The sequence below is a fragment of the Marinobacter sp. genome, assembly GCF_041984545.1.
GTDB lineage: Bacteria > Pseudomonadota > Gammaproteobacteria > Pseudomonadales > Oleiphilaceae > Marinobacter.
In genome coordinates this window covers 34,981-61,514 of sequence record NZ_JBHIXV010000018.1, presented here as the reverse complement: position 1 = coordinate 61,514, position 26,534 = coordinate 34,981, and the positions used below count along the sequence as shown (strand labels likewise).

General features: G+C 60.3%; 30 protein-coding genes and 1 pseudogene. 16 read left to right on the top strand and 15 right to left on the bottom strand.

Annotated elements, in window-relative coordinates:
• Positions 1-7: 7 nt before the first annotated feature.
• From ACFC20_RS10425 to ACFC20_RS10410, 4 genes are all read right to left on the bottom strand, one after another.
• A complete protein-coding gene (locus tag ACFC20_RS10425; RefSeq protein ID WP_375192956.1) occupies positions 8-1,810 on the bottom strand; it encodes an ABC transporter ATP-binding protein in 1,803 nt (600 codons plus the stop codon).
• Positions 1,811-1,933: 123 nt separating this feature from the next.
• Complete coding sequence (locus tag ACFC20_RS10420; protein WP_375192955.1) at positions 1,934-2,599, bottom strand: NirD/YgiW/YdeI family stress tolerance protein; 666 nt, start codon at positions 2,597-2,599, stop codon at positions 1,934-1,936.
• A 206-nt stretch (positions 2,600-2,805) separates the two neighbouring features.
• Positions 2,806-3,768, bottom strand: coding sequence for a hypothetical protein (locus tag ACFC20_RS10415; protein ID WP_375192954.1), 963 nt, complete (start codon positions 3,766-3,768; stop codon positions 2,806-2,808).
• A 73-nt stretch (positions 3,769-3,841) separates the two neighbouring features.
• Positions 3,842-4,294: a YaiI/YqxD family protein gene (locus ACFC20_RS10410; protein WP_375192953.1), complete on the bottom strand. Its 453-nt coding sequence runs from the start codon at positions 4,292-4,294 to the stop codon at positions 3,842-3,844.
• A 205-nt stretch (positions 4,295-4,499) separates the two neighbouring features.
• Between ACFC20_RS10410 and ACFC20_RS10405 the strand changes: the two genes are divergently transcribed.
• Positions 4,500-5,147: a histidine phosphatase family protein gene (locus ACFC20_RS10405; protein ID WP_375192952.1), complete on the top strand. Its 648-nt coding sequence runs from the start codon at positions 4,500-4,502 to the stop codon at positions 5,145-5,147.
• Positions 5,148-5,253: 106 nt separating this feature from the next.
• A complete protein-coding gene (locus tag ACFC20_RS10400; RefSeq protein WP_375192951.1) occupies positions 5,254-5,787 on the top strand; it encodes a copper chaperone PCu(A)C in 534 nt (177 codons plus the stop codon).
• Positions 5,788-5,823: 36 nt separating this feature from the next.
• On the opposite strand, the gene ACFC20_RS10395 is transcribed toward ACFC20_RS10400, so the two are convergent.
• A complete protein-coding gene (locus tag ACFC20_RS10395) occupies positions 5,824-6,000 on the bottom strand; it encodes a DUF2897 family protein (RefSeq protein ID WP_091991395.1) in 177 nt (58 codons plus the stop codon).
• 63 nt (positions 6,001-6,063) lie between these two features.
• The gene (locus tag ACFC20_RS10390; RefSeq protein ID WP_375192950.1) at positions 6,064-6,891 is read right to left on the bottom strand and encodes a zinc-dependent peptidase; all 828 of its coding nucleotides are present in this window, start codon (positions 6,889-6,891) and stop codon (positions 6,064-6,066) included.
• A gap of 194 nt (positions 6,892-7,085) precedes the next feature.
• On the opposite strand from ACFC20_RS10390, the gene ACFC20_RS10385 reads away from it, so the two are divergent.
• Positions 7,086-8,147: a GGDEF domain-containing protein gene (locus ACFC20_RS10385; protein WP_375192949.1), complete on the top strand. Its 1,062-nt coding sequence runs from the start codon at positions 7,086-7,088 to the stop codon at positions 8,145-8,147.
• A 44-nt stretch (positions 8,148-8,191) separates the two neighbouring features.
• Positions 8,192-8,635 carry a MaoC family dehydratase gene (locus ACFC20_RS10380; RefSeq protein ID WP_375192948.1) on the top strand — a complete coding sequence of 148 codons (444 nt, stop codon included), beginning with the start codon at positions 8,192-8,194 and terminating at the stop codon, positions 8,633-8,635.
• Between the two features lie 66 nt (positions 8,636-8,701).
• On the opposite strand, the gene ACFC20_RS10375 is transcribed toward ACFC20_RS10380, so the two are convergent.
• Together ACFC20_RS10375 and ACFC20_RS10370 are read right to left on the bottom strand one after the other, a co-directional pair.
• Positions 8,702-9,121 carry a universal stress protein gene (locus tag ACFC20_RS10375; protein ID WP_375192947.1) on the bottom strand — a complete coding sequence of 140 codons (420 nt, stop codon included), beginning with the start codon at positions 9,119-9,121 and terminating at the stop codon, positions 8,702-8,704.
• Positions 9,122-9,202: 81 nt separating this feature from the next.
• Positions 9,203-12,919 carry a DUF1631 family protein gene (locus ACFC20_RS10370; protein ID WP_375192946.1) on the bottom strand — a complete coding sequence of 1,239 codons (3,717 nt, stop codon included), beginning with the start codon at positions 12,917-12,919 and terminating at the stop codon, positions 9,203-9,205.
• A 219-nt stretch (positions 12,920-13,138) separates the two neighbouring features.
• On the opposite strand from ACFC20_RS10370, the gene ACFC20_RS10365 reads away from it, so the two are divergent.
• Both ACFC20_RS10365 and ACFC20_RS10360 read left to right on the top strand, forming a co-directional pair.
• Complete coding sequence (locus ACFC20_RS10365) at positions 13,139-13,984, top strand: crotonase/enoyl-CoA hydratase family protein (RefSeq protein ID WP_375192975.1); 846 nt, start codon at positions 13,139-13,141, stop codon at positions 13,982-13,984.
• Complete coding sequence (locus tag ACFC20_RS10360) at positions 13,985-14,605, top strand: lysostaphin resistance A-like protein (protein ID WP_375192945.1); 621 nt, start codon at positions 13,985-13,987, stop codon at positions 14,603-14,605.
• Here the strand turns inward: ACFC20_RS10360 and ACFC20_RS10355 are convergent.
• Genes ACFC20_RS10355 through ACFC20_RS10345 form a run of 3 tightly spaced genes read right to left on the bottom strand, consistent with a single transcriptional unit; the run spans position 14,596 to position 16,307 of the window.
• Complete coding sequence (locus tag ACFC20_RS10355) at positions 14,596-15,015, bottom strand: DUF2721 domain-containing protein (protein WP_375192944.1); 420 nt, start codon at positions 15,013-15,015, stop codon at positions 14,596-14,598. The genes ACFC20_RS10360 and ACFC20_RS10355 overlap by 10 nt on opposite strands.
• 34 nt (positions 15,016-15,049) lie before the next feature.
• Positions 15,050-15,466, bottom strand: coding sequence for a gamma-glutamylcyclotransferase (locus ACFC20_RS10350; RefSeq protein WP_375192943.1), 417 nt, complete (start codon positions 15,464-15,466; stop codon positions 15,050-15,052).
• On the bottom strand, positions 15,426-16,307 hold the full coding sequence (locus ACFC20_RS10345; protein WP_375192942.1) for a LysR family transcriptional regulator ArgP: 882 nt from the start codon (positions 16,305-16,307) through the stop codon (positions 15,426-15,428). The genes ACFC20_RS10350 and ACFC20_RS10345 overlap by 41 nt, the downstream gene beginning before the upstream one ends.
• An 88-nt stretch (positions 16,308-16,395) precedes the next feature.
• Between ACFC20_RS10345 and ACFC20_RS10340 the strand changes: the two genes are divergently transcribed.
• Positions 16,396-17,001, top strand: a complete 606-nt coding sequence (locus ACFC20_RS10340; RefSeq protein ID WP_375192941.1) for a LysE/ArgO family amino acid transporter — start codon at positions 16,396-16,398, stop codon at positions 16,999-17,001.
• A gap of 73 nt (positions 17,002-17,074) precedes the next feature.
• Here ACFC20_RS10340 and ACFC20_RS10335 read toward each other — a convergent pair whose 3' ends face one another.
• Both ACFC20_RS10335 and ACFC20_RS10330 read right to left on the bottom strand, forming a co-directional pair.
• Positions 17,075-17,575, bottom strand: a complete 501-nt coding sequence (locus tag ACFC20_RS10335; protein WP_375192940.1) for a C40 family peptidase — start codon at positions 17,573-17,575, stop codon at positions 17,075-17,077.
• 115 nt (positions 17,576-17,690) lie between these two features.
• Positions 17,691-18,359 carry an SOS response-associated peptidase gene (locus ACFC20_RS10330; protein WP_375192939.1) on the bottom strand — a complete coding sequence of 223 codons (669 nt, stop codon included), beginning with the start codon at positions 18,357-18,359 and terminating at the stop codon, positions 17,691-17,693.
• An 81-nt stretch (positions 18,360-18,440) separates the two neighbouring features.
• On the opposite strand from ACFC20_RS10330, the gene arfB reads away from it, so the two are divergent.
• Positions 18,441-18,854, top strand: a complete 414-nt coding sequence (gene arfB, locus ACFC20_RS10325; protein ID WP_375192938.1) for an alternative ribosome rescue aminoacyl-tRNA hydrolase ArfB — start codon at positions 18,441-18,443, stop codon at positions 18,852-18,854.
• Here arfB and ACFC20_RS10320 read toward each other — a convergent pair.
• Positions 18,851-19,903, bottom strand: coding sequence for an alpha/beta hydrolase (locus ACFC20_RS10320; RefSeq protein WP_375192937.1), 1,053 nt, complete (start codon positions 19,901-19,903; stop codon positions 18,851-18,853). The two genes, arfB and ACFC20_RS10320, sit on opposite strands and share 4 nt — an antisense overlap.
• Before the next feature lie 142 nt (positions 19,904-20,045).
• On the opposite strand from ACFC20_RS10320, the gene ACFC20_RS10315 reads away from it, so the two are divergent.
• The 8 genes from ACFC20_RS10315 (at position 20,046) to ACFC20_RS10280 (ending at position 26,246) form a co-directional block, all read left to right on the top strand.
• On the top strand, positions 20,046-20,369 hold the full coding sequence (locus tag ACFC20_RS10315) for a DUF2007 domain-containing protein (protein ID WP_375192936.1): 324 nt from the start codon (positions 20,046-20,048) through the stop codon (positions 20,367-20,369).
• 65 nt (positions 20,370-20,434) lie between these two features.
• Positions 20,435-21,127, top strand: coding sequence for an SDR family oxidoreductase (locus ACFC20_RS10310; RefSeq protein WP_375192935.1), 693 nt, complete (start codon positions 20,435-20,437; stop codon positions 21,125-21,127).
• A 17-nt stretch (positions 21,128-21,144) separates the two neighbouring features.
• Positions 21,145-21,915, top strand: coding sequence for an SDR family oxidoreductase (locus tag ACFC20_RS10305; protein ID WP_375192934.1), 771 nt, complete (start codon positions 21,145-21,147; stop codon positions 21,913-21,915).
• Positions 21,916-21,919: 4 nt separating this feature from the next.
• Entirely contained in the window at positions 21,920-22,462 is a 543-nt protein-coding gene (gene thpR / locus ACFC20_RS10300) for an RNA 2',3'-cyclic phosphodiesterase (RefSeq protein ID WP_375192933.1), read from the top strand.
• Between the two features lie 72 nt (positions 22,463-22,534).
• Complete coding sequence (locus ACFC20_RS10295) at positions 22,535-24,103, top strand: GNAT family N-acetyltransferase (protein WP_375192932.1); 1,569 nt, start codon at positions 22,535-22,537, stop codon at positions 24,101-24,103.
• A 24-nt stretch (positions 24,104-24,127) separates the two neighbouring features.
• Positions 24,128-25,651, top strand: a complete 1,524-nt coding sequence (locus tag ACFC20_RS10290; RefSeq protein WP_375192931.1) for a YdbH domain-containing protein — start codon at positions 24,128-24,130, stop codon at positions 25,649-25,651.
• A complete protein-coding gene (locus tag ACFC20_RS10285) occupies positions 25,648-25,872 on the top strand; it encodes a YnbE family lipoprotein (protein ID WP_375192930.1) in 225 nt (74 codons plus the stop codon). The genes ACFC20_RS10290 and ACFC20_RS10285 overlap by 4 nt, the downstream gene beginning before the upstream one ends.
• 29 nt (positions 25,873-25,901) lie before the next feature.
• The gene (locus ACFC20_RS10280; RefSeq protein ID WP_375192929.1) at positions 25,902-26,246 is read left to right on the top strand and encodes a YdbL family protein; all 345 of its coding nucleotides are present in this window, start codon (positions 25,902-25,904) and stop codon (positions 26,244-26,246) included.
• 14 nt (positions 26,247-26,260) lie between these two features.
• Here the strand turns inward: ACFC20_RS10280 and ACFC20_RS10275 are convergent.
• A pseudogene (locus ACFC20_RS10275) lies at positions 26,261-26,534 on the bottom strand (23S rRNA pseudouridine(2604) synthase RluF); the annotation flags it as partial.

Here is a 26,534-nt window from a genome sequence, read left to right as displayed (position 1 = left end):
ATAGTGTTTAAGCCAGCGCCTGAAGCTGACCGGTCTGCACCTGCCACTGTTTGGCGTAGGCGCCGCCTTGCTCCAGTAACTCCCGGTGGGTGCCGAGTTCCTGTACCTTGCCGTTTTCAATCACGGCAATGGCGTCGGCCTCCACAATGGTGGACAGCCGGTGGGCAATCATGATTACCGTGCGGTTGTGGCCGATGCGCTTGAGTGAGCGCTGGATGGCAGCCTCGGTTTCGTTATCAACGGCGCTGGTGGCTTCATCGAGAACCAGAATGGGCGGATCTTTCAGAAGCGCTCTGGCCAGGGAAAGCCGCTGACGCTGGCCGCCGGAGAGGCGCACACCCCGTTCCCCGACCGGCGTGTCCAGTTCCTCGGGCAGGGACTCGATGAACGACCAGGCTTCGGCAGTTCGCGCCGCCTCGATGATCTGCGCCTCGGTAGCATGGGGATTGCCGTAGGCCAGGTTCTCGCGAATGCTGCCTTCAAACAGGTACACATCCTGGCTAACCAGCCCGATGGCCCCGCGCAGCGAGTTAAGGCTGAGCTCGTGCACGGGCTGGCCGTCGATGCGTATCTCGCCGTTACTGGGGTCGTAGAATCGCAGCAGCAGCTTGACCAGCGTGGACTTACCGGAACCGGTGGCGCCCACCAGAGCGAGGGTGTTGCCCGCCGGTACATTGAGGCTTATATCCCGGATGCCGGCGCCGCTGGCGGGATAGTGAAAGCTCACGTTGTCGAAGGTCACGTCGCCTTTCACCGGCGTTTGCAGCGGCTTGCCGCCTTCATCCCTCACATGCACCGGCTCGGCCAGCAGGTCGAGAATCCGGCGAGTGCTGGCCATGGCGCGTTCGAACAGGTCGATCACCTCGGCAAGGCCGGTCAATGGCCACAGCAGCCGCTGGGTGAGGAATACCAGCACGCCGTAGGCGCCCACATTCAGAGTACCTTCGAGGGCCATCATGCCGCCCACGGTAAAAGTGGCCAGAAAGCCGGCCAGGATGGCCATCCGGATGACCGGAATGAACGCAGAGCTGATGCGAATGGCGCGCCGGTTGGCCTCCACGTAGGCCTCGCTGCTCTGCTTGAGCCGGGCTGCTTCTCGCTGCTCGGCGGTAAAGCTCTTGATGGTAGCAATGCCGCCCAGGTTGTTGGCCAGCCGGCTGGACAGGTCCCCGACTTTCTCGCGCACATCGGCGTACAGCGGCCCGGCCTTGCGCTGGAAGTAAAACGCGCCCCAGATGATGAGGGGAATGGGCGTAAACGCCAGCAGGGCAATCAGGGGAGACAGTACGAAGAACACCGCACCCACGGCAATCACGGTAACCAGCACCTGGATCATGGCGTTGGCACCGCCATCCAGGAAACGCTCCAGCTGGTTAACATCGTCGTTCATGGTCGCCACCAGCTGGCCGGAGCTGCGCGCCTCGAAGAAGCTCATATCCAGTCGCTGGGCATGCTCGTAGGCATCCTGGCGCAGATCGGACTGAAGACGCTGGGCGAGGTTACGCCAGAGGATCTGGAACAGGTACTCGAACAGGGATTCACCGGCCCAGATGAAGAACGTGAGCACCGCCAGTACAGTGATCTGTTCCTGGGCGGTTTCAAAGCCGAGACCGGCCACGAAACTCTCTTCCTGGTTGACCACCACATCAATGGCCACACCGATGAGAATTTCCGGTGCAATATCAAACAGTTTGTTGATGATGGAACAGGTGGTGGCCGCAATGATCTGCCGGCGGTAACCACGGGCATATCGGAGCAGGCGTGCCAGGGCGGCGAAACTGCTGGTCGCTTTGGAATGGGACGTGGACATGGAGCGCTGTTTCCGGAATTGTGGCTGGAAAAGCGCAAAGCGTACCCGCTTGGGCGATTAATTAAAAGAGAATCATTATCAAAAAAAGCCCCGCGGGGTGCGGGGCTTCGACCTCTGTGGTTATCAGGAATCGACGCTATCGTCTTCCAGAGTGACGACCGTGTCTGCGAGGAGTTCGGATTCCTCGAAGGTGTCGTCCTCAATATCACCGGTTACGGACACCAGGTCGCCGACTTCGAGCTGCTGGAAGCCTTCATCATCCATGGGATCATAAGGCATCAGAGCGGTGTCGACGGTCATTTCCTGAGCGCCCGAGTCGATGGTGAACTCGGAGCCCGAGACACTGGTTACCGTGCCGGTCACGATCATCTGGCCAATATCGATCGTAGGTGCCACGTCCAGGTCGTTGAACGATTCCTCGTCAGCGGCGTTGGCATAGAAGTAGGTCCCCAGGCTTTCTACGTACACACTGCTGGCCTCGACTTTCGCACCCTCGAAGGTGTCGTCGTCGACTTCGCCGTACACCGTGACGTTGTCGCCCGGAAGGACTTCGCCGTTCTCTTCAAACCAGTCCCAATCGTCCATCTCGACCGTAACCAGGCCTCTGCCATAGTCCAGCATGAAGGTGTCGGCGGTGGTGCTGGTCACTTTGCCGCTCAACGTGATCCAGGAGCCATCCGCCGCAAGGTAGGGGCTCTCGTTCTCCGCGCCTTTGTCGGCCGCCAGAGCAGCCAACGGAGTCGCGATCAGGGTTGAGGCAATCGAAAGTGAAAGCATTGAACGTTTCATACTCAGATCTCCTTCTTGTCTTTTATAAGACTCGGATCTTGAAATGTCTGAATATGGCCATTTGTTTTTAATGCCACATTCACCGCCTCAGTCATCGAATTGCCTGTCAGGTTCACAAAAATAAAGGATTCTGAATGTTCCTTAATATTGGGGAAAGGCCGCCGCCGACTCCGTGACGGGGCGGCGGGCCGTCCATGCCGGCATGTTCAGAGTATTTCCACACCTTCGCATTTGTACCGGCCTATTAATGTATCCTCCTGCAACACATTGCCTTGAAGGTCAAAACAGAACAGGTAGGTTTCGGTGTGGTCGCCGATTTCAACGCTCTTCAGCCCGATGCATTCGTCCGGGCGTCCGGGGATGAGTTTGAAGGACGATACGCCGCGCTCAGGAGTTCGGGGGCCCACTTCCACCGTTTTGATGTCGGTAAAATCGGCGCTGGCCATAATCAGGGTATTGCCGCCTCGCTCGCGCTCGTCCACGGCTTCATCGAAGGGAGTCCCGGATATCTTGCGGGGGAAGAACAGCCAGCAGTTGCGGTAGGGATGCCATTCGGCGGCCTCGTGGGTCACATAACCCTGCTCGCCTACGCCCAGTGCCTCCCGCATGCGCTGGTAGTTCCGATGCCAGTCGCGGCTACGCAGGCCGTAGTTGCGATCCAGAATCTTGATCCACTCCTCCCTGGCATTTTTGCCGTGGCTGCCCACCACCATTTCGTCGCCCTTCAGGGTGGCCCATTCGCTCTTGAAGCCCTTGAAGGCTTCATCGCCACTGCCGGTCATCAGGATGTGCCTTGGCACCAGCTGGCTCTGGTTCCGGATTTCGCAGACGAGTCCCGTCCGGTCATCGAAGGTGATCAGGCGTTCCCCGAAAAGCACCAGCTCCGAGAACTCGGCCCCCCGGCCTCCCTCCGCAATCAGGCTTATGAGTTGATGTTCGCCGCCCTCCTCGGGCGGTATTTCCTCCATCCGATAGCGAGCCTTGCCGGTGGTGGGGTCCTGCTCCCGATAAAGGCGGTCGTAGCGCAGGGTGGACTGCCAGGCAATCTGCCCGTCCTCCAGTTCCACCTGCGAGGCATGGTCTTCGTCGGTGATGATCGCAAGGGTGTATTCGCGGGTTTCGGGCCCGTACCGTTCCAGCCGGGCCAGGTCTGCCTGCGGGTGGCTCATGGTCATCCTCCGTTTGGGCTTCGGTTGACGTTCCTACCCTGAACCACTGCGGCCGCGAATGCCAGAGGCGGTTTCAGCTCCGGTGATTTCGCTGCAACCAGCGGTCGAGCTTGTCGGCGAATTCCTTCCGGTCGGTCTGGCTGAACGGTGCCGGGCCGCCGGTAACCTGGCCGGCGTTGCGCATTTCTTCCATGAAGTTGCGCATGGCCAGGCGCTGGCGGATGTTCTCTTTGGTGAAGGCCTGACCCCTGGGGTTGAAGACGTCGGCGCCTTTTTCGATGGCCTCGGCGGCCAGGGGTATGTCCTGGGTAATCACCAGGTCGCCCGCCTGCATCTGGTCCATGATTTCGTTATCGGCAACATCAAAACCGTGGGGCACCTGGCGGCGCTTGATGTAGGGACTTGGCGGCAGATTGATGGCGTGGTTGGCGATGAAGGTGGTGGTTATTTGCCAGCGGGTAGCGGCGCGGCAGAGGATCTCCCGGATGGGAACGGGGCAGGCGTCGGCGTCGACCCAGATTGGCATGGTGGTTCCTTCAGTTGCTTTGCTTTAAGGGAGTTTACCGTTTGTTGTGGTGAGCCTGGTAGTTTGGTTCCGCGTATTCATTGATGGATTCAGCTCTGGCGGGGGGAGACATTGTGGGCGTCCTTCCAAAAACCGCTCCGAGCACGTCCATGTGGCTTGTTTCCGGCCATCCATGGCCTCCAACATTTTTGGAAGGACGCCCACAATGCCTCCGCCAGACACGGGCGGTGTTTCCGCGGGAATCAAGGTATTCGCTCTGACTATAGACAAGGTCCTGATGATGAAAATCTGGAAGATCCTGAGTGTTGTCTTCGCAACCTTGCTGTCGGCAACGGCGCCAGGTTCTGAGAACAATCAACAAGCCTGGGAGGCCCTGAGAGACGGCCGGGCGGTCCTGATGCTTCGTCATGCACTGGCTCCCGGTACCGGGGACCCGGCCGATTTTGAGCTCTATGATTGCAGCACCCAGAGGAATCTCAACGACACCGGGCGCGAACAGGCACGGGCCTGGAAGCCGTTTCTGGCAGAGCATGGCGTTACCGAAGCCCGGGTGTTCAGCAGCCAGTGGTGCCGTTGTATGGATACTGCACGGGAGATGGCCATGGGAGAGGTGACCGAGTGGCCATCGCTGAATTCATTTTTCCGCAATCGTGGTGATGGGCCCACTCAGACGCGGCAGACGATTACTCTGGTGAATCAGTTGGAGGAAGGGGCGCCGGTTATTCTGGTGTCGCATCAGGTGAATATAACGGCGCTGACCGGGATTTTTCCGTCCTCCAATGAAGGCGTGATCATCAGCCTGCCGTTGTCGGAGGAGCCGACCATTCTGGCCCGGGTTTCTCCCGGGCGCTAGCGTTGCGGTTCAGGTGAAAATCGGGTGTTACAGCGCGGCGGGCTGGGCAGGCGCGAGTGGGGGCTGTATGCTTTCGCAGAGTCTTTCCCTGCAAGGATACTTCTGTATGACGTTTCGCCTGAGTCTGCCGCTGTTGCTGTTGCTGTTGCTTGCTCTCCCGGCTGTTGCCCACGATTATCGCCAGGGCGCTCTGAGCATTGAGCATCCCTGGAGCCGCCCCACACCTCCGGGAATCGACATGGGAGTGGGCTACATGGCCATTTCAAATACTGCTGACACCACGGTTACGCTGGTGGGTGCCCGGTCACCCAGGGCGGGGCAGGTGTCGATTCACGAATCCCGCACCCAGGACGGTGTCATGCGCATGGAGCGGTTACCGGCAGGGTTGGAGATCCCCGCTGGGGAAACCGTGACGCTCAAACCCCACAGCTACCACTTGATGCTGGAGAAATTGACCAGCCCTCTACGGGAGGGGGAGAGCATTCCACTGACATTGGAGTTCGAGGGTGCCGGCAACATGACCGTTGAGCTAAAGGTGGAGTCTCTGGACGGACCCGCAATGCCGACAAACGATGGTGGTATGCACGGCGGTGAGGGTATAAAGCATTCCGGCCAGGGCATGAACCACAGCGGTCATTGAGTTGCGGAGCCTGGCAACGCAGGCGTTACTGCCGGGCTACCATTCCTTGTCTTCGGCGCTTTCCTCCGCTTCGATCTCGGCTTTCCGGGCCTGGATCTTTTTCATTTTTTCATCCGAGATCTTCATGCTGTGGGCACTGTCGCGCAGCAGCATCAGGCTGCCAACGATCAGGGCAAGCGCTACCAGCAGGATAATCCATCCAATCAGGGGCATGATTCACCTCTCAAACGGGTCTTTACCTCCCATGATGGACCTGCCAGGGCCCGCCGACAACCGTCAGGTTTGCTGGCGGAGGGAGGTCGGGTCCAGTCGGTAGTAATCTTTCAGGGCCCCGAAAACCGCAGGCTGCGAAGCCTTGAGGGAGGCCGGTGTCTGGAAAAAGGCTTCCGTGAGCACGGCGAAGAATTCCGCGGGCTCGGTAGCACCGTAGGGATCGAGCCATGGCTGGTCGTGGTGTTCAAGGGTGTTCAGCAGGTGCTCGTAGGCGTCGGTCATGGTGCTTTGCCAGCGACGGGCCTGTTCTCCGCTCAGCGGCGGAGCCCCATCGGCACTGCCATCCAGATAGTCCAGTTGATGAGCAAACTCGTGGAGGATGACGTTGTGGGGGCTGTCCGGGTTGCTGGCGGCCTCTTCGCATTCCGTCCAGGCCAGTACAACCTGTCCGTGGGTTGACGCCTCGCCCGCCCGTATCTCGCTGGTCTCGCTCACCACATAACCGTCGCTCTCCGTACCGGTGGCGTGATAGGCATCGGGGTACACCAGGATGCTGCGAACCTCATCGTAATCGGAATAGGGGCGTGCCAGGATCAGCAGACAGGCATGGCCGGCAATGGTGACCCTGACGCCCTCGTCCACTTCGAAGCCATCGCAGCCGTAGAAGCTTTTCTCGGCTAGAAACAGCTGCACCCTGCGTTCCAGTGCCCGTTTCCGGGAGGTGTCCAGTGCCCGGTAAAGGGGAACGCGGTCTTCCAGCAGTTGGCGCCAGGAGGCCGGGAAGGGTTCATTCAGTTCGCGATTTCGTCGCCAGGTGCGGTAAAAGAACAGATGGAAAACGCAGCCGGCGATCAGGAGCACCGCGAAAAGTCCAAAGGTTGTTGCCGCCATACCGAGCCTGCCATGGAGTCACCGAGCCAGATCCCATACTACCGAAAAAACCGGCAAATCTGGGGTGGTATTTTGTGGGGTGCCCTGCCAGGACAGCATCTGTACCTGAGAATTTTCAGTTGTTTGCATTTCACGGAGGCAAAGGGAAAGATTTCGGCGTAGTCTTTGGCAATTCACAAGGAATTATGACGTTGATGGACAGCTCCGATAACCGAGCGATGTACGAGCCGGCGCGGGACCGCCGACCGCAGTTCTGGCGACTGGCCATGCGGTGTGCGCAGATCGCCGCCTGTGTGGATATTGCCTTTTTCTTTTTGTTCCACGCTCTGGGCTCGCCCATTCTCGCCTGGGTCAACGTGGTAAGCGTGGGCATGTATGCCGGTGCCTACTACGCGCTGAAGTACCGATACAATCGGACAGCCGTTGTCCTGATCTGGTCCGAGGTTCTCATTCATGCGGCCCTGGGCATCATCCTGATTGGCTGGGACAGTGGCTTCCACTATTACCTGCTGATGTTCATTCCGGCCATCTGTGTATCCGCGCCTCGGCGCTGGGCCATTGTTGCGCTTCTGTCTCTCTGGGCCTATTACGTCGCTCTTGACGTCCTGATGTGGTCAATCCAGCCTCTGCAGCCAATTCCCCAGAGTGCCCTTCATCTGGTGCAGCTGTTCAACCTGAGCGTCGTGTTTGCGATGTTCAGTTACCTGGCTTCCTATTACCTGCGAATGGTGGTCCTGGCCCAGCGGAAATTGCGGCAGATGGCAACAACCGATTCGCTGACCGGCCTGTTCAACCGGCGTCACATGGCGTATCTGGCGGAAAAAGAGCTGGCGCGCTTCCAACGTAGCGGGCACCCGGTGAGTTTCCTGCTGCTGGATGTGGATCACTTCAAAACCATCAATGATCGTCACGGCCACGAAGTGGGCGATCGGGTACTGTCGGCCGTGGCAGATCTCATCCGGGGCGAATTGCGAACCCAGGATCTGATCGGACGCTGGGGTGGTGAGGAGTTTCTCGCCATTCTTCCCGATACCGATGCCGCGAAGGCCCAGGCAAGCGCGGAGCGGATCCGCAACGCCTTTCTGTCCCGGGACTGGAACCCGATCATGGGCGAAGAGCTGAGCGTTACGATCAGCATCGGCGTCAGCGAGCTGCGAGCCGGCGATGACCTGAGTACGGCGGTCAGCAGGGCCGATATGGCGCTGTACAAGGGGAAAACCGGCGGCCGAAACCGGGTGGAACTGGAAACTGCCTGAGCGACGAACCAAGCGTTGCCGATCGTCTGGAGAGAGTGCAATCGATGACTGAGATTCGAGAAAGAACCCTTGCTGGTCTGAGTGCCGGCGACTCATTCCGGCTAACCAGAACGTTTACCGAGCAGGAAACCCTTGCCTTTGGTCAGATCAGTCGCGATCAGAATCCGGTCCATTACAGCGATGATTTCGCCATGGCAAAGAACCTGAACGGAAAAATCTGCCACGGCCTTCTTGTGGGCGGAATGATAACGGAAGTCGGTGGGCAGATCGGTTGGCTGGCTTCCGGCATGAATTTCAGGTTCCGCCGGCCGGTGTACTTTGGCGATACCATAACCTGTGAGTTCACCATTACCGAGGTGGAGCCAGGCAACCGGGCGCGCGCAGAGGCGACCCTGTCCAATCAGCAGGGCGAGATTGTGATCGAGGCGTGGCTCACGGGCATTCTACCCGGCGACAAGGAGCGGGAGATCATGGCAGGGCTGGCCTGAGCGCCGAAGCCCCGCCTGCGTGCCTCGGGCAACACGCCACTGGTTTTCCCCCTCTTTTCCCCTTCTTCAGCGAACCACAAACACCGATACATCGCTGTGTTTCACGATATTGGCGCCATTGGAGTGCAGGATATGGAGTCGATCACCAATGCCCGGTGGGTGTGACGCCATCACCACCAGATCAACACCGGTTTCCCTGATCGCCTGCAACAGCTTGTCGTCCAGCTCCACCGCCGTATCCGGCGATTCCATCACCATGCTGTCGGTGCTGATACCGTGAGACTTTCCCTGCTCCTCGGCAAATTCGTTCAGTTTCTCGGCGAGTTCTTTCGGGTTGTGGGCAGCCGCCCCCGGGGTGGTATTGGTAACGGAGACGTAACAGAGCGTGGCGTTGTAGTGCTTGGCCATGTCGATGGCTGTATTCAACGCTTTCACGATTTTATCGGTGTGGGCCAGGTCAACTGGCACGAGGATTTTGCTGTACATGAGAGTTCTCCTTTTCCGAAGGAACGGAAACATCTATGTATGCGGTCCTGTTTCAAGATTGGCAGTCGGGTACCGGATCTGTCAAAAGTGGCGTCGAGTCTGTGGCTTTTCGTTAGCGGGGGAGGCTTTGCCGAGGCTGTCCAGTCTGCGTGGCTTGGCAATGGCGAAACCCTGGGCGTAGTCCACCTGGATTTCCCGTAGTGTCTCCATGATTTCCATGTCCTCCACGTATTCGGCGATGGTCTTCAGGTCGAGGAAATGGCAGAGTTCGTTGATGGAACGAACCATGGCGTAGTTGGTCAGGTTTGTGGCCATATCGCGCACGAAAATACCATCAACTTTCACGAAGTCTACCGGTAGCTTCTGCAGGTAGGCGTAGGAAGACAGGCCGGTGCCAAAGTCGTCCAGGGCAAACCGGCAGTCAAGACGCTTCATCTCGCGCATGAAATCAGAGGCAAAGTGCAGGTTTGCAACGGCCGAGGTTTCGGTCACCTCGAAACACAGCTTGTGGGCAAGCTCGCGGTTCGCCCTCAGGTTGCTCTCCAGGCCGAGCATGAAACTGTCGTCACTGAGCGAGGAGCCGGAGAGGTTTACGTTCAGTGTCGCAATCCCCTCCAGAGCCTCGGGGTTGTTGCGCATCCACGCCATCACCTCGGAAACGACCCACAGGTCCACCCGGGTGCTGCGATGGAACTGCTCTGCGGCCTCAATGTAACCCTGGGGCGAAATTTCCCGGCCGGAGTTGTCCTGCAGGCCAAGCAGAAGTTCGTACATCTTGCCGTCGCCGGCACCCGGGGCCAGAGAGACTATCGGCTGGGCACGCAGATACAGGCTGCCGTCGCGGATGGTCCGGTCGATTTCGGTGACCCACCGGGGCGTGCCAGACCGGGAGGTGTCCTCGCTGTCGCGGGCCAGCTCTATCCGGTTGCCACCGAGTTTCTTCGCCGCTTTCAGAGACAGGCTCGCCTGGTTCAGCAAATCCCCCGGTGATTGGCTGGCGCCGTTGATTGGCCGAATGCTGATGCTTACAGTGGCTCCGTATTCGGCCGGGCCATATTGGAACACCTGTTGTTCGAAGTTGCGCCGGATCGACTCGGCGAGATCCAGGCAGTCCTCGGTGCTGATGTCGGCGATAAGGGCGGCAAATTCATTGCCGCTGATCCGGCCGATGTGCGAGCCGGGAAACCTGGCCTGACACCGTTGTGTCAGCGTATCGGCCACCTGTTGCAGCATGGCGTCGCCAGCTTCGGCACCGTAGGAGGCATTGATAACACTGAACTCGTCAATGTCGAGCACCATAAGCGCGCCTTCGGAGAGGCTGGCAATCTGCTTTTCAAAGTCGTGTCGGTGCATGCAGCCGGTCAGGGCGTCGTGGGTGGCCTGGAAGTTCAGTTTCCGGTACACGTCCTCGACAACGGCAAACAGGCTCTGGTCGAGAAACGGGATATCGCCTTCCTCCACCAGCCACACCTCGCCAGAAGCCAGTTTACGGACGAACTCCGGGAAGCCATAACTCGCCTCGCTCATCCCTTTTGGCGACAGAAACACGAACTTCAGGGCATCCTCTCCGCCCCATACAAGGCGCATTCTGCGCATTTCGCCGCTGTCGAGGCACACTTCCACCCAGTCGCCCACGGAAAGTGCCTTGGCGCGTGCCGCCCATCGGCTGTCCTCGAGTTCCCGGGGCAGGCCCGGGAAGGCTTCCTCAGGTTCGCCGTAGTGGTCCAGCCAGGTGGTTTCTACCTCTTCCGGGGCTTGCAGTATCGCTCTCAGTTGCTCGACGACAGATCGGCTACCAGAGATATCGCCGGCGCTGCCAAGCTCCCGCTCGATAAACTGCAGCATGGTGCTGCTTTCCAGTTCCCGCTCGAAGGCCAGATCCCCGGCGTAGCCGGCGGGCGACAGCCAGCCCTGAAGCTGTTCGACGGTGCGAAACAGTTCGTCGCAGTGCTGGCTCTCCAGGCCTTCCCTGAGGGCAGTGAGAACCAGCAGTTGCTCCCAGCCCGCCTGCAGCAGGCGAAGCAGGATTGTTGCTACCCGGCTGTCTGCCAGCATCGTGTTGAGGCGCTGTTGCACCGCTTGGCGCGTCTGGCGCAGATGTTCCTTGCCTTCGAGAGTTTTGGCGAGCCGTTCCGAGTTTCGCAAAAAGGACTGCTCCTGGCGCTCCACCAGCTCGCGAAGGCGTTGACCTATCCGTTCCAGCAAGTGTGGGTCGGAGGCATCCACCTCGGTCAGTTCTTCCACAATGTCGGCAACCGTTGCCTCAAGCTTCTTGCTCGACGCCCGCTCCGCGAGGCAGATGTGCATCAGGTTGTTGATGATGTCTCTGGCCGGATGGTCCTCGCTGCCCAGGAACTCCGGTGTCCTTATGAGCGTCTCGAACACCGGGAGCCGCAGCTGTTGCAACTGGTGACGCAAGGAGTCCGAGAGCTCCTCGCGGCTGTTGAGCGGTGCGAACAGCCGGTCAACAAGATTGGCCTTGTCGATGGCCGTACGGTTCAGCGAATCGGCGAGGTCGGCGTCTGATCCTGCCAGTTCTTCGAGTAAGCTCGCCATGTCACGGTCGTCATCTCGCAGTCTACCGAGCAAATCCTGTCGCAGGGTTCGGAGGTTCTCCGAGAGCCGGGGATTGGGCTGGTTCCAGTCGGCCGGATCGGCCCCGGGGTCGGCTTCCAGGGCCATCAACTGCCACAGGGAGCGCGCGGATGCTGCGGATTGGTAATGATCTTCAGGCGGTTCGCTGACCGGCTCAGCCGGCGCGCTCCCATCCCCACAATCGGCGGTATCCGCAGGATTTTTTTTCAAGGACCAGTTGGCCGGCAGCTCCGTGATCTGCAGTGCCTCCAGACCCGCCCGGCGGCAGTCGTTGATCAGTGATCGTAACGCGGCGGGCCATACCCGGCTGAGTGCTTGCTCCCAGGCTCGATAAATGGTGAGCCGGTGCTCCCGCGGAATGCCCAGATGATCCACCATGTATTGCAGGCAAATACACAGCGCCCGAGGGGTCAGCGGATTGGTGTCGTCAGTGACGTCCTGCCGGAAGATCTGGTTGAGAAACTGGTTGAGTTCGAAGGTGAGGCCGTCGTTGGCCTTGGAGATCCGCGTTGCAATGGCCTGCAGATCGAGCCAGTCTTCGAATTCATGCTGTTGCAGGAGATGCAGTTCCCTGGCCCCGGCCCTGGTGTCGGCCGTATCCCGCTGGAACGGCTGGTTGGCCTGGAACTGGGCCTGAAAATCCTCCAGCATCCGTTGCTGGCGACTCTGGAAAATGAACCGCATATCCTTTAGCCGGGTGATCTCACGCATTTCAGCGGCTTGCGCAAGCTCCGCTTCAATACCCTCGAAGGTGCCGTCCATGAAATCTGGCAGGAGCGCCTCCAGCAATCGTCGGCAGTGCTGCTGGTACAGACGCTGAAGCGCGGGGTCTGGTTTCGGGGACGTCAATCGCGACTGACCTTCCTCGATCATCAGCCTTCGCGCCTGTTGCGCGACTTCCTCCGTGGGGTTGCGAATCTCCAGTGACAGATTGCCCGCAGGCCCTTGCTGCACTGAGCCTTTGAACTGAATTCGCTGCTTGCCCGCGTCGGAGCCCAGGAAGGTATGCAGATCAAGGGTAGACGCGGCGGAGGATAACAGTTGGTCAAGCAGTGCAGGGGACGTGAAGTGCCCGATTTGCAGGCGGAGAACTCCAGAATCGAGGCGCAGGCTGTGTATCACGCAGCCGCAGGGTATCAGGCCGGGGGTAACGGCGATGGCATCCTTGTTCAGCCTGACTTGTCTGGCATTGGGCCGGTTCATCAACCGCCTTCCTGAGCAGTGAAAGTTGAATCAGCATTCAGTTTATTGTTGCTGCCAGTGTAATTTGATCCCGGGTAAACGAAAAGCGAAACCACACGCGCGAACCAACCAAAGATGGCGCATCGGCGTTTTCAATGCCTTTCGACGAAGGTAGCATAAATGGTCTCGAGCGCTCAGGCGTCGATGTCATCATCTACCAGGAGTATCGTCTTGTCTGACTTGTCCAACTACGAAAGCTTTTCGATCGAGGTCAACGACCACGTCGCCCATGTACGGTTCAGCCGGCCAGAAGCCCTGAATACCATGAACAAGGCGTTCTGGCTGGAATTGCCTCGCTGCATGCAGGTCATCGAGGCCAACACCGACGCCCGGGTGATCGTGATCTCTTCCACAGGCAAGCATTTTTCCGCCGGCATGGACCTTGGCGTGTTCAGCGATCCCAAGGCGGTGCCGATGAACGGCGACCCGGGGCGCATGGCCGAGAACCTGCGTCGGGTGGTGCTGCAACTGCAGGACACCCTGACCTCGCTGGAAAAGATCCGTCTGCCGGTGCTGGCCGCCATCCATGGTGGCTGTATTGGCGGCGCCCTGGATCTGGTGTGTGCAGCCGATAGCCGTTACTGCACCGAAGACGCCTACTTCACCATCAAGGAAACCGAACTGGGCATGACCGCCGATGTGGGCACCTTGCAGCGCCTGCCCAAGTTAATGCCTGAAGGCGTGGTTCGCGAACTGGCCTACACCGGGCGCAAGTTCTCTGCCAACGAGGCCCACCGGCTGGGCTTTGTGAATGCCGTTTACGCCGACCAGCAAGCCATGTTGGCGGCGGTCATGGACATTGCTGGCCAGATTGCCGCCAACTCGCCCCTGGCGGTGACCGGCTGCAAGGAAATGCTCAACTACAGTCGTGACCACAGCGTGGAAGACAGCCTGAAGTACATGGCCACCTGGCAGGCCGGCATGTTCCGGCCCACGGATATGATGAAATCGTTCCAGGCCAAGGCGCAGAAGCAGGCACCGAAATACGACGCTCTGTTTCCGGTAAAGCCGCTGTTCGATCAGTAGATGGCATCGGGCAAACGGCGTAAAACCGGTATTTCCTCTTCTGCTGCCCTCCTGTTCCAGGGGGGCATCGGCATACTCGGGCTATTGGCCATTCTGTTGTTCGGGATACCGGTGCATCTGGTTGGTGCCGGCGTCTGGTCCGGTCTCATCTATGGCATCATTGGTGCCGCTGCCACCTACGGTCTGCTGCTTCTGCTCACCCGCATTCCGCATCTGTTCCCGGAAAATCTGGAGCGGCAGATGCAGGGGCTCTACAACTTCGCCTCAAGCTATCCTCCGGCGGTGCTGGTGTTTCTGTCGGTATTGGCCGGCGTGGGTGAGGAACTGCTGTTCCGGGGCGCGTTGCAGGGCTGGCTGATGGCCCATACCGGTCCATTGACGGCACTGCTGGCGGCGTCGGTGTTATTCGGGCTGGTTCACTATGTGTCGTTTACCTATTTCCTGGTTGCCACCGGTCTGGGGTTGATACTCGGCACGGCTTACCTGCTTTCGGAAAGCCTGCTGCTGGTCATGGTCTGGCACGCCATTTACGACATGATTGCCCTGTTCTGCCTGCTCAGGTTTCCCCGCTGGTTTGGCGTACGGCCGGTTGACCAGGACAACAGCCCGCTTCAGGAGTAATCCATGTCTTCCCGATCCGCGCTCTTGCGGGCCTCGAAATTGGACAGTTCCACGTTGATGGCGTTGGTTGAGATCTGTATTTCGTACAGAGAGTAGAGCAGCGAGAACGACAGCAGCACCAGGCTGGCGCCGAACGCCACCACCCCCGGCAGCTCCGCGCCCAGAAACAGCAGAAACATGGACACGGTGCACAGGAAGAAACTGAGCACGCCGAAGGCCTGCATGCGTTTGGTCAGCACAATCCGCTTGCGCAGCATGCTGATTTGCCGGGCAATCAGCGCGTGGTCCTCTTCGGTGTCCATCTGCTTGAGCTGGCGGATCAGCTGCGCCAGAACCAGGAACCGGTTGGTGTAGGCCAGTAACAGCAGCGAAATGGCCGGAAAGAGCAGGGCAGGGGTTGTCAGGTCCAAGGGGCGTCCTTTTTCTGCAATGGTGTGGGCTGGCTCACCAGCGGCCTGAGTTGAGTCGCTGGATCGTCTTGACCGGTCGATTGTAAATATACACCCAGGCCGGCCCGTGGCGGGTATCCATGGTTCGTCGAATGTAGAGGCTGGTTCCGGGACGCTCCGGGAAGAAATCCTCCAGTTCGTCCAGGGCCTCGAGCGTTGGTTCGGTTACGGCGTAAACCTCCACGTGCACGCTAAAGGATCGCTCTTCAACCGCCCCCGGATAGGCTCCCAGGTGGTAAAGGGCCAGGTCTGGCAGGGTGTCCGTACCGATAAAACGGCTGCCTTGCAGAACCCGGCTGTTGGAGCGTCCCCGTTTCAGGGTGCCGTATACCGCGACTCGCTGTGTCCGTCTGATTGTCGTTCTCCTCGGTTCAGCCAGTGGAATGAAGGAGTGCGGCGGAGCGCAGCGCATTGGTCAGCCGCTCCATCACGCCCCCGCCGTGGCGCCAGAAATGCCAGTACAAGGACACCTCCAGCGTGTGTTCCGGTGCCACGCTCACCAGCCTGCCGGCCTGGATTTCCGCGTGTGCCTGCAGTTCCGGAATCATGCCATAGCCCATGCCCGCCAGTGCCAGTTTTACAAAACCTTCCGAGGAAGGGCAAAGGTGGTGGGGAAAGGTGCCGTGGTATCCGCACTGGGCAAGAAACCGGTGCTGCAGCTGATCGTTGGGCCCGAACACGATGGCCGGTGCCGTTTGCAGGCTCACTTCGGTCAGGCCCTTGCCGAAATACCGCCGCACATAGTCTGGTGTGGCCAGGGGGCTGTAGGTCATGGTGCCAATGTGCACACATCGCGCGCCGGCTACCGGTTGCGGGCTACTGCATAAACAGGCGGCTACGTCCCCTTCGCGCATGCGGCGCAGTCCGATGTCCTGGTCTTCCACCACCAGGTCGAGCAGCAGGCCTTCCCGGGTTGAAACCTCCCCAACCGCGGCTGCCCACCAGGTGGCCAGACTATCGGCATTCAGGGCGATGCGCAGGCGTGCGGCCGGCTCGGAAAGGGCGGGGATGGATTTTGCCAGGTCCCGCTCCAGCAACTGCACCTGCTGGACATGGTTGAGCAGCCGTTGCCCCGCTGGTGTAGCTCTGAGCACCGGGCTGCGCACCAGCACCGGCTGCCCGAGCCGGATTTCCAGGGTTCGAATGCGCTGGGATACCGCCGATTGGCTCAGACCCAGGGCCAGGCCAGCCCGCTCGAACCCGCCAGTCTCAATCACCGTTGCGAGAGCTTCCAGCAGTTTGTAGTCAACCATAAGTAAAACTGATGCAGCATTATGAGTATGAATTTCAAGTATAGGTCGAAAACGGTAACCTTGCGCCATTGATTAAGGAGACACCGACGTGCTTGAGAGTTACCTGACCGGATTGATCGTTTGCGGTGGAATTATCGTGGCGATCGGGGCGCAGAATGCCTACCTGCTGAGCCAGGCCATTCGCCGGGAGCACCACTGGTGGTCGGCCGGGTTATGCATGGTGGCGGATGTCACACTGTTTACCCTGGGCATGTTTGGCATCAGCGCGGCACTGATGGCAATGCCTGAAGCTCTGGAGATCCTGCGCTGGCTTGGGGTGGCCTTCCTTGGCTGGCTCGCCATTCAGTCCTTCGTGCGGGCCGGTCGTGGCCGGGCTGCGCTGGAGGCGGGAGAGGTTACCAAACGCAGTCTCAAGGCGGTGGTGTTCACTACGCTGGCGGTTACCCTGCTCAACCCACAGGTTTATCTGGATACGCTGTTGCTGATTCCCGCCGTAGGCGCCCAGCAGGAGGACGCGACCACCTTCGTTGCCGGTGCCAGCAGTGCCTCCATTCTCTGGTTTGGCCTGCTGGCCTGGGGTGGCTCCGCGCTGGCGCCTATCCTCGCCCGGCCACTGGCCTGGCGAATTATTGATGGCGTGATTGGCGTGATGATGGCAGCCATCGCCCTGCATCTCACGGTCAGTGGTCTCTAGAATTCCAGTGGTCTGGTGAATGCCTGGATATCGTCGCCACTGAAATCGTCGGGATCACGCTCGGGCTCCTGTCTCAGTCGAACCGTCGCGCCTGGGTCAGGCGCCCCTGCCAGTAATAGCCGCTGATCGATGACTGGATTACACCGGCAGAGGTCGAGGCATGGACAAAGCGATCGCCACCCATATAAATGCCGGCGTGCTGCTCCTTTCCGCCGATCTGGAAGAACACCACATCCCCCGGCTGGATCTGGCCGGGATGAACCACATCACCCAGCGCCAGCATTTGTGAGGTGGTACGCGGCAATTGCTGCCCCAGTCCCTCCTCAAAGGCGGTGACAATAAAACCGGAACAATCAAACCCTTCGGCCGATGAGCCGCCGTACTCATAAGGCGTGCCACGGTAACGCTCGAACACTTGCCAGAGCTTTTGCGCCTTGCTGGAGCTTTGGGCTTCAGCGGGCATTGGCTGCGCCTGTGGCGATGGTTCCGGCCACATACCTCCGGTGCTTGCACACCCGCCAAGGACAAGGGTTATCGCGGCCAGCAACGCCACGCTCTGCAGGAAATTGCGCATAGTTTCCTTCCGACCTGGAGCACTCTCTTCCAATGTACCTTCCGGCTCCGGAAATGTCAGGTTACGGATGGTGAGGATTTGTTGAACTGGCCACATCGCGTTGGCTGGCCCGCACTCACACTTCTTTGATCAGCGCTGGCGAGTCGTGCCTCGGGTTATTCACTTCCGGGGAAACGGGAATGGCGTGCAGTCGCTCAGGATCAAGGCGGTGGGTTACCGATCGCACATGGCTCCGGTCGGTAATGTCAGGATTCAGCCAGTCCCTGAGGCACGCTGGATCGAGCACCACTGGCTGCCGGTCGTGAATGTGCTTCAGGTGCTCACTGGCGGGCTCGGTGATGATGGCACAGGTCGTGGTTTCGTCCCCCTCGTGGGGAGTCCAGAGGCCGGCCAGGAAAATCGCGGGATCCTGTTCGGGATTTGCTGGCGTGATGTAATGCGGAATCTTGCCCTGCTTGTTCTGCTGCCATTCGTACCAGCCATTGGCCGGAATAAGGCAGCGGTGGTGGGCGAAGGCGTCCCGGAAGTACTTGGAGGTAGCGGCGGTTTCGGCACGGGCATTGATCGGTGCCGGGGCCTTGTCTCCGGCCCAGGAAGGAAGAAAGCCCCAGTGCGAATGGGCCATGATCAGGTTGCCGTTCATGCTCATGCGGATCATCGGGATGCCGGTACCCGGGGGAATGTTGTAGCTGGGCTCAAAGGTTCCGTCCACCTCCATGTCTTCCGGAAAGAATTTCAGGATCAGGGTGTCCGGCGGTGTGTAGAAGGTGAATCGTCCGCACATGGTGGGTCTGGGTTCCCTCGTGTTTGGGTAGGGCACAAGCGGCCGGCAGTACGCCGGCCGGTATTTTGTTAACCTTAGCAGATGCTGAAACTATCCAACGCTGTTGAACTTGCCGACTGGGAAATCGAGATCACTCAGATCCGGGCCCAGGGCGCCGGTGGCCAGAACGTGAACAAGGTGGCGTCCGCCGTGCACCTGCGCTTCGACATTCTCCATTCCACCCTCCCGCCCTTCTACAAGGAGCGGCTGATGGCGCTCAACGATCAGCGCATCAGCAAGGAAGGTGTGTTGATTATCAAGGCGCAGTCCTTCCGCACCCTGGAACTGAATAAGGAGGATGCCCTGCAGCGGCTGAAGGAGCTGATCCAGGAAGCAGTGAAGCCGCGCAAGGCCCGTCGGCCCACCAAACCTACCCGATCCTCCCAGCGCAAGCGGGTAGACAAGAAAACCCAGAGGGGCAAGACGAAGGCTCTCCGGGGCAAAGTGTCGCTCTAGCCGGTGGACGATTCCCGGGGGGCTGCCCCAAAACGCCCGGACTCGACATCGGAGAGGAAATCCCGGATATCGTCGAAAGCCTCTTCGGCTTCGGGCAACAGGGGCACGAAAATCTGCCACACGTGCACCATGCCCGGCCAGGTGTGCAGGGCCACCGGGGAGGCGGCCGCCCTGGCTCGCGCCGCATAGCGCCGGGCGTTATCGAGCAGCATTTCGGTATCGCTCGCCTGAATCAGCGTTGGCGGCAGGTTTTCCAGGTTGCCCCGCAGCGGCGAGGCAACCGGGCTGGTGGGAGAAACCCGGAAGGCCGCCAGGGTCGCCCACCAGATCACCGGCAAGGGTATTTTCGACAGGCCACCGAATACCGGCCCGAGCAACGGGTCGGTGCCGATGTTGTCGCGATTGCTGGGCGCTGTCAGCGTCAGGTCGGTAGACGGTGACAGGGCTATGGCGGCATCGGCCTGGCGCAGGCCGTTGTCCCTCGCCCAGGCAATGAGCCCGAGGGTGTGACTGCCCCCGGCCGAATCCCCCGCCACTACCAGAAAATCGGCGGGCTCGGTGCCCTCCGGGCCGTGTTTCACCAGCCATGTGTGGGCATCACGGCAATCCCGTACACCGTCCATGAACCGGTGCTCGGGCATCAGGCGGTAATCCACGGCAAATACTGCAGCCCGGGTCATTGTGGAGAGTCTGTCGGTGATGGCCCGATGGCTGCGTGGGCTGCCGGCAGCCCAGGCGCCCCCGTGGATGTACAGGATGCGCCGCCGTGTGTCGCAGCCGGGGGCAAGTACCCACTCACCTCGGGGTTCCTCGCAAAACCGGAACTCCGAGGCCAGTTCCAGGCCCTCACTCAGTCCATCCATATGCTTTCGTAGCGCCATCAGCCGCGCCTTGCCACGCAGGCCCCGGGAGGCCTCGCCCATTTCCCGTATGCGCCCGAGGACCTCACGGTTGGCCGGGCTTGGCGTGCCCTCCCGCACCTGGTGTGGCTGGCGGTCCAGGTGCGAGAGATCCTCAAGACGAAACAGGGTCAGGGTGGCCGCAACCACTAGGGCAATGACTGCTAGCAGTATTCAGAGCATGGGCGATCCGTTTGTTGGTGGCTCCCCGGGAGGGAGCAAACTATCCTTTGGGTAATAGTCGCAGATTTGTCCCGGTTCTGCCCGGAACGGTTACAGAAGGAGTCGCGCCTTGCAAATTGCCTATCGGGCCAGAGACCTCACCGAGGCCCACATTGTGGCCGGCCTGCTGAAGGCCAATGGCATAGAGGCCCATGTTGGCGGCCACTACCTCCAGGGCGCCATGGGGGAAATCGGCGCCTCCGGATTCACCAACGTGCATGTGGAGGATGAAGACCTTTATCAGGCGCGCCAATTGGTGTCGGAGTATGAAGCCAGCGCGGGCAATGGTGCCAGCCGCGTTGCCAATGGCGAGGACGACCGCCCCGACCACTACGCGCGGTGGTTTTTGCTGGCCCTGGCCCTGATTGCGCTGATCCTCTTACAGGTTTACTGACTGATCGATCCGGCGCGGGCCGGCGTAGGCCTGTGCACATGCTCAAGCAACAGTAGATCAATCGTATGGCAGACCAACCGGTAATGCTGATCACCGGCGCTTCCTCAGGAATTGGTGCAGAAACCGCCAAGGCCGCGGCAAAGCAGGGCTACCGCCTGGTGCTGGCGGCCCGCTCGGAGGACAAACTCAAGGGCCTGAAACAGTCGCTGGGCGGTGAGGAAAAGGTATTAACCGTTCGGTGCGATGTACAGAGCAGCGATGACCAGAAGAACATGGTGGACCAGGCGCTACAAAGGTTTGGCCGCATCGATGCGGTGTTTGCCAATGCCGGCCGGGGTGGCGAACCGGGCGGATTCAGCGGGGCCGATCCCGAGGTCTGGAAGGACATGATTCTCACCAATATCTACGGTGTTGGGCTTACGTTACAGCACTGCCTTCCGGCACTGCGGGAGAGCAGGGGCCATCTGTTGCTGACCGGCTCTGCCGCCGGGCGCGTGACCATCCCCGGCTCCATGTACAGCGCTACGAAATGGGCCGTATCGGCCATTGGCTACGGTGTGCGGGAAGAGCTCCGTGGCTCCGGCATCCGCGTGACCCTGATTGAACCGGGCATGGTTGATACACCGTTTTTCGACGAGAGGCCCGAGCACGCCCTGAAGCCGGAGGACATTGCCAACGCGGTGATGTACGCGGTGGCGCAACCGGCCCACGTGGATGTGAACGAAATCCTCGTACGACCCACGCCCAAAATCGATTAACAGGGAACAGCGGCAGTATGGAAAACAACACGAAGTCCTCGAACCGGGTCGCTCTTGTCACCGGTGGTGCCAGAGGCATCGGTCGGGGCATTGTGCAGGACCTGTCGCAGTCCGGCTGGCTGGTGGCGTTCTGCGACACCGACCGTGACACAGGTGAGGAGTTGGCAGCCACCGACCGTCGCCGCCTTCGTTTCTTTCACGGGGATGTTGCCTGCGAGCCGGATGTCGAGCGTATTGTGGCGGCCACACTGGATTGGGCAGGCCGCCTGGATGCGCTGGTCAACAACGCCGGTATCGCCAACCCGCAGACCGGGCCGGTCGAGCAGCTCAGCCTGGCGCAATGGCAGCGGCGGCTGGATGTGAATCTGACCGGCCCTTTCCTGGTTACCAAGCATGCCGTTCCGGCGCTTCGTGAAAGCGGTGGCGCCATCGTCAACATGGCCTCCACCCGGGCGCTGCAGTCCGAGCCCAATACCGAGGCCTATGCCGCCTCAAAAGGCGGCATAGTGGCTTTGACCCATGCTCTGGCCATGAGTCTGGGGCCGGACATCCGCGTAAATTGTGTCAGCCCTGGCTGGATCGATACTCGTGCCTGGCAGGGTGGCACGGAACCGGTGGCTCCGCTCGAAGACGATGATCATGCCCAGCACCCGGCTGGCAGGGTGGGGGAGCCCGAGGATATCGCCGGTCTGGTAGCGTATCTGATCTCCCCGGCAGCTTCGTTCATTACCGGCCAGAATTTCGTCGCTGATGGTGGCATGGTTCGAAAGATGATTTATCGGGAATAATTCCGTGCCACGCCTGTTCTTCGGACTGGAAATCCCGCCGGCCATTAAGGAGCGCCTGCTGAGTGTCCAGGCGCCGATTGCGGGCGCCAAATGGCAGAATGCGGGGCAGTTGCACCTTACCTTGTTGTTCCTGGGGGCCGTGGACGACGACCAGGTACCGGCGGTTTGTGCGTCGGCCCGAGTGGTTCAGCAGGCGCAATTCTGGCTGGCCGTGTCCGGGTTGGGGTGCTTCGGCCAACCGCAAAGCCCCCGCAATCTCTGGGCGGCCGTGGCACCCACGGAGCCCCTGGGCATGCTTCATGATACGCTCATGGGGCGGATACAGGCCCCGGCCCGGCCATCTGAGCGAAGGGCTTTCCGCCCTCACATCACCCTCGCTCGCTTCAAACGCCAGGCCGGCTCCGTGAAAGCGCTGCTGGACCAGTACGGTAACGCCGCCTTTGGCCATTTCCCGGTTGATGAATTCTGCCTGTTCGAGAGCCGCCGGGGACCATCCGGTTCCGTCTACAGCGTGCTGGAACGCTTTCCGCTGGGGGCCGGTGGTTGACCGGTCTGGCTTGACGAAACGCCACTGGCACGCCAAAGATGGAGGCAAATCAACGCCTTTTCCGAGGTGTCTATGTGCCCGCCGTTCTCCGATCCTGATCAACGCCTGTTCGTTCGTAATGCCACCCTCGCGGATATCCCCGGCATTATCCAGCTCAGCCGCCGGGTCTACGAAGGCACCGGTATGTACGGCTACACCAGGGGCCCGCTTACCGGTCAGATCAACACGTTCCCGGAAGGCCAGTTTGTCGCCATGCTCGGCGAGACGGTGGTCGGCTACTGTGCAACCTTCCGGATTGCAGGCGACATCGCCCTGGAGGCCCACGACTGGACCTCCATAACCGGAAACGGCTACGCCTCCCGGCATGATCCGGAGGGGGACTGGCTGTACGGCATGGAGGTGTGTGTAGATCCGGATTGCCGCGGCTACCGCATCGGCGAGCGGCTCTACAACGAACGCAAGCAGCTGTGCCAGGCCCTGAACCTGCAGGGCGTGGTGTTTGCCGGCCGCCTGCCAAGCCTGCGGCAGCGATTGAAAAAGTTCGGCAGCGTTGACGCATACGTGGACGCAATCAGGAGCAAGCAGCAGAAGGACCCGGTGCTGTCGTTCCAACTGCATCAGGGGTTCGAGGTGCACGGCATCATCCCCCACTATCTGGATGCCGATCACGACTCCATGGGCTATGGCATTCACCTGATCTGGCGTAATCCCAAGGTGCCTCGCAATGGCCACGCCGAACCGCGCAAGCGCTATGGCCATCGCATGCGCGATACCGTGCGCATTGGCACCGTTCAGTATCAGCAGCGCCCGGTGGGTTCGTTTGGCGAATTCAGCGAGATCGTCCGCTATTTCGTGGATGTGGTCTCCACCTACAAGGGTGATTTCGTGGTGTTTCCGGAACTGTTCACCCTGCAGTTGCTGTCCATCGAGTCACGCAAGGGCAGCCCAGCGGAAACCTTTGCCGCCGTGGCCCTCTATGCTGAACGCTACCGCGAGCTGATGAGGGACCTGGCGCTGCGCTACAACATCAACATCGTGGGCGGCTCCACCCCGGTGCGGGAGGAGGACGGCACCATCCGAAACATGGCGTACGTATTCCTGCGCGACGGCCAGGTGTTCAGCCAGCCCAAGATTCACCCCACGCCCAACGAAGCCTTCTGGTGGAACGTGCAGGGCGGCAACCGGGTGAGCGCCATCGAGACGGACTGCGGTACCATCGGCGTGCTGGTGTGTTACGACGCCGAGTTCCCGGAGCTGACCCGGCACCTGGTGGACCAGGGCGTACAGATCGTTTTCGTGCCCTTCTGTACCGACGAGCGGCAGAGCTACCTGCGGGTTCGCTATTGTTGCCAGGCCCGGGCCGTGGAGAATCAGGTCTACGTGGTGATGTCGGGCAATGTCGGCAACCTTCCCAACGTGCCGAACATGGAAATCCAGTACGGACAGAGCTGCATCCTGACCCCCTGCGACTTTCCATTTGCCCGGGACGGCATCGCCGCCGATACCGAACCCAACGTGGAAACCGTGGCCTTCGCCGATCTGCGACCGGAAGTGCTGATCACGGCCCGCAACAGTGGTACCGTGAAAAACCTCCAGGACCGCCGTCACGATCTGTACAGCGTTAGTTGGCGCGGCGAGTGAAACCGAACCGACAGGAGCGTCGTTTTGCCGCGGAAAGGATGTGCATCAGCGCGAAGTTTCGCCCGGGGATTCCTCTGGGCCGCCGGTCTGGCAGCCGTGGCCGTACCGCTGGCGGTCCGGGGCTGGACCTTTGCCATTGAGCAAAGCTCGTTGGAGGTGGCCTTGCCGGATATCCGGTCCGGGACTTGGGAAATCACCGGTAATCGCGCCAACATCCGGCCGACCGTGTCTGCAGGCGGCGATTCTGCATCCTTTGATTTTGCGCCCTCTTCGCTGATCCTGACCGACCGCCTCTCGTTCGCCCAGAGTGGGCAATCCCTGACGCTCCGCAACCTCAGAACAGACCTCAGCCAGACGAAGGTGCAACTGGATTATCGTGCAACAGGCCCCTGGTTAGAGCGGGTTGCCATCAATGGCGAACTTCGAATGGACGCGGGGCGGATAGACCATCCCCGCCTGCTATCTCAGGCGTGGCACTTCGAGGGCTCGGTTAGCGGTCGGCTGGCGGCGCTTCGGATTGACGGCACACTCACATCGGCGGCCGGTCTGGCGGCGGAGCTCGACGTGCAACTTCACCCCGGCGGAGCAGTATCCATTACCGCAGAGACGTCTCTTGAAGGGCCGGAGGATGTCCGGGCCCTGGCCGCCACTTTCACCGATTGGCCGGCTCTGCTCACTGTTGAATCCGGTACTGCCCAACTGTCGGTCGATGCCTGGATGAGCCCCGAGGATGGCCTCGAGATCACGGGTCGGGCAGAACTTGAGTCGATGACGGGAATCGTCAATCGAACGGCGGTTTCCGGATTGAGCGGCGAGGTGCGGGGAGTTCTGGAGCAGGATAAGTTGAGCGCTGATTTTCGGGACGTGAGGATAGCCGGCATAAACCCCGGCATCCCGATCAGCGACGTGCGTTTCAGTGGGGATTACACGGCGTCGACGTCAAGTCCTCTCGAGGGAACCCTGGATATCCAGCACGCCAGGGCAGCGTTTCTGGATGGCCGGTTGCGGATTCCTCCAGGGACCTACGCGCTGGCCAATGGCTCCGTGCAGGTCCCTGTCGAATTGCAGGAGGTTTCCCTCGGCCGCCTGATGGAGGTATACCCCGCGGAAGGTCTTTCCGGCAGCGGGAAGCTTCAGGGACGGATTCCTCTGGAAATTACCAGCGGCGGTGAGGTGCGTGTCAGTGGCGGGCGAGTGTCAGCGATGGACCCCGGTGGCCAACTGCAACTGCCCGCCGACAAGCTCCAGGCCATGCTCGGCAGCAATCAGGCCATGAATCTCGTGGTTCAGGCGTTGCAAAACTTTCACTATTCCGTGCTTAACAGCACGATAGACTACGATGAACAGGGTAAGTTAACCCTCGGTCTCAGGCTTGAAGGCCGGAACCCGGAACTCAGGGGCGGGCAGCCTGTGGTGCTCAATGTCAATCTTGAAGAGGACATCCCGGCACTGCTCACCAGCCTGCAGCTCAGTGGCCGGGTTAATGAAGCCGTTACCCGACGCGTCCGGGAGATGCTGCAGGAATCCGGTAAGGAGACAGCACCATGAAAAAATCTGAACAGCCGAGGTGGCTCGGTGGGTCATCGATCAAAGCCGTGTTGATAGGCGTGATACTGCCACTTGCCACGGTTGCCTGTACGCCAACGGTCCAGATGGCGGCACCCAAGGAGCCGATCACGGTGAACCTGAACGTGAAGATCCAGCACGAAATCTACGTGAAAGTGGATAAGGAAGTGGATGAACTGTTCAGCGAACAGGGCCTGTTCTGAACCGACGCACAAAGTTTGAGGGGTTGACGATGAAACGACTGATGCAGATGTTCGCGATGGTGCTGGCCCTGGGTGTTGCCGCTTCCGCACTGGCCATGGGGCTGGACGAAGCCAAGCAAAAACTGGACTCGGTCAAGCAGCAGGGTCTGGTTGGGGAAACGCCCACAGGTTACCTCGAAGTGGTGCGGCCTGAAGGTCAGGCAAGAGAGGTGGTGCAGGCCATCAACAGTGCCCGGCGCGACGAGTACAAGCGCATTGCCGAGAAGCACAACATTCCGGTAACCCAGGTGGAGACGGTGGCCGGCAAGAAGGCTATCGAGAAAACGCCTGCCGGCCAGTACGTCCAGATTGGTGGCGAGTGGGTGAAAAAATAGCCCCCGGCGACAGGCTACCGCTTGACGCTCTTCTGCCTGGGTTTGCCACCCTTGGGTCGCTTGCCTGGGGCAGGTTTGCCGCCCGCAGGTGGTTTGCCTTTGCCGGCCGGTCGCCTTGGGCCGCCTGGTTTGCCGGGCTTCACTGAAAGGCCGGGCTTGCCGCTGGCGCGGGCCTTGCCGCCCGGCTTCTTTTTCACCGCCTTGCCCGAATTTGGTGGTGCCTCCGATGAGGAATGCCGGATGGCCTCGAACATCCCGGACAGCTCCTGTTCCGTGAGGTCCCGCCAC

Bases quoted from the DNA above. Each gene is read 5' to 3' on its own strand.
- ACFC20_RS10425 (WP_375192956.1), bottom strand. From the start codon at position 1,810: ATGTCCACGTCCCATTCCAAAGCGACCAGCAGTTTCGCCGCCCTGGCA.
- ACFC20_RS10420 (WP_375192955.1), bottom strand. From the start codon at position 2,599: ATGAAACGTTCAATGCTTTCACTTTCGATTGCCTCAACCCTGATCGCG.
- ACFC20_RS10415 (WP_375192954.1), bottom strand. From the start codon at position 3,768: ATGAGCCACCCGCAGGCAGACCTGGCCCGGCTGGAACGGTACGGGCCC.
- ACFC20_RS10410 (WP_375192953.1), bottom strand. From the start codon at position 4,294: ATGCCAATCTGGGTCGACGCCGACGCCTGCCCCGTTCCCATCCGGGAG.
- ACFC20_RS10405 (WP_375192952.1), top strand. From the start codon at position 4,500: ATGCCTCCGCCAGACACGGGCGGTGTTTCCGCGGGAATCAAGGTATTC.
- ACFC20_RS10400 (WP_375192951.1), top strand. From the start codon at position 5,254: ATGACGTTTCGCCTGAGTCTGCCGCTGTTGCTGTTGCTGTTGCTTGCT.
- ACFC20_RS10395 (WP_091991395.1), bottom strand. From the start codon at position 6,000: ATGCCCCTGATTGGATGGATTATCCTGCTGGTAGCGCTTGCCCTGATC.
- ACFC20_RS10390 (WP_375192950.1), bottom strand. From the start codon at position 6,891: ATGGCGGCAACAACCTTTGGACTTTTCGCGGTGCTCCTGATCGCCGGC.
- ACFC20_RS10385 (WP_375192949.1), top strand. From the start codon at position 7,086: ATGGACAGCTCCGATAACCGAGCGATGTACGAGCCGGCGCGGGACCGC.
- ACFC20_RS10380 (WP_375192948.1), top strand. From the start codon at position 8,192: ATGACTGAGATTCGAGAAAGAACCCTTGCTGGTCTGAGTGCCGGCGAC.
- ACFC20_RS10375 (WP_375192947.1), bottom strand. From the start codon at position 9,121: ATGTACAGCAAAATCCTCGTGCCAGTTGACCTGGCCCACACCGATAAA.
- ACFC20_RS10370 (WP_375192946.1), bottom strand. From the start codon at position 12,919: ATGAACCGGCCCAATGCCAGACAAGTCAGGCTGAACAAGGATGCCATC.
- ACFC20_RS10360 (WP_375192945.1), top strand. From the start codon at position 13,985: ATGGCATCGGGCAAACGGCGTAAAACCGGTATTTCCTCTTCTGCTGCC.
- ACFC20_RS10350 (WP_375192943.1), bottom strand. From the start codon at position 15,466: ATGCGCTGCGCTCCGCCGCACTCCTTCATTCCACTGGCTGAACCGAGG.
- ACFC20_RS10345 (WP_375192942.1), bottom strand. From the start codon at position 16,307: ATGGTTGACTACAAACTGCTGGAAGCTCTCGCAACGGTGATTGAGACT.
- ACFC20_RS10335 (WP_375192940.1), bottom strand. From the start codon at position 17,575: ATGCGCAATTTCCTGCAGAGCGTGGCGTTGCTGGCCGCGATAACCCTT.
- ACFC20_RS10330 (WP_375192939.1), bottom strand. From the start codon at position 18,359: ATGTGCGGACGATTCACCTTCTACACACCGCCGGACACCCTGATCCTG.
- arfB (WP_375192938.1), top strand. From the start codon at position 18,441: ATGCTGAAACTATCCAACGCTGTTGAACTTGCCGACTGGGAAATCGAG.
- ACFC20_RS10310 (WP_375192935.1), top strand. From the start codon at position 20,435: ATGGCAGACCAACCGGTAATGCTGATCACCGGCGCTTCCTCAGGAATT.
- ACFC20_RS10305 (WP_375192934.1), top strand. From the start codon at position 21,145: ATGGAAAACAACACGAAGTCCTCGAACCGGGTCGCTCTTGTCACCGGT.
- ACFC20_RS10295 (WP_375192932.1), top strand. From the start codon at position 22,535: ATGTGCCCGCCGTTCTCCGATCCTGATCAACGCCTGTTCGTTCGTAAT.
- ACFC20_RS10285 (WP_375192930.1), top strand. From the start codon at position 25,648: ATGAAAAAATCTGAACAGCCGAGGTGGCTCGGTGGGTCATCGATCAAA.
- ACFC20_RS10280 (WP_375192929.1), top strand. From the start codon at position 25,902: ATGAAACGACTGATGCAGATGTTCGCGATGGTGCTGGCCCTGGGTGTT.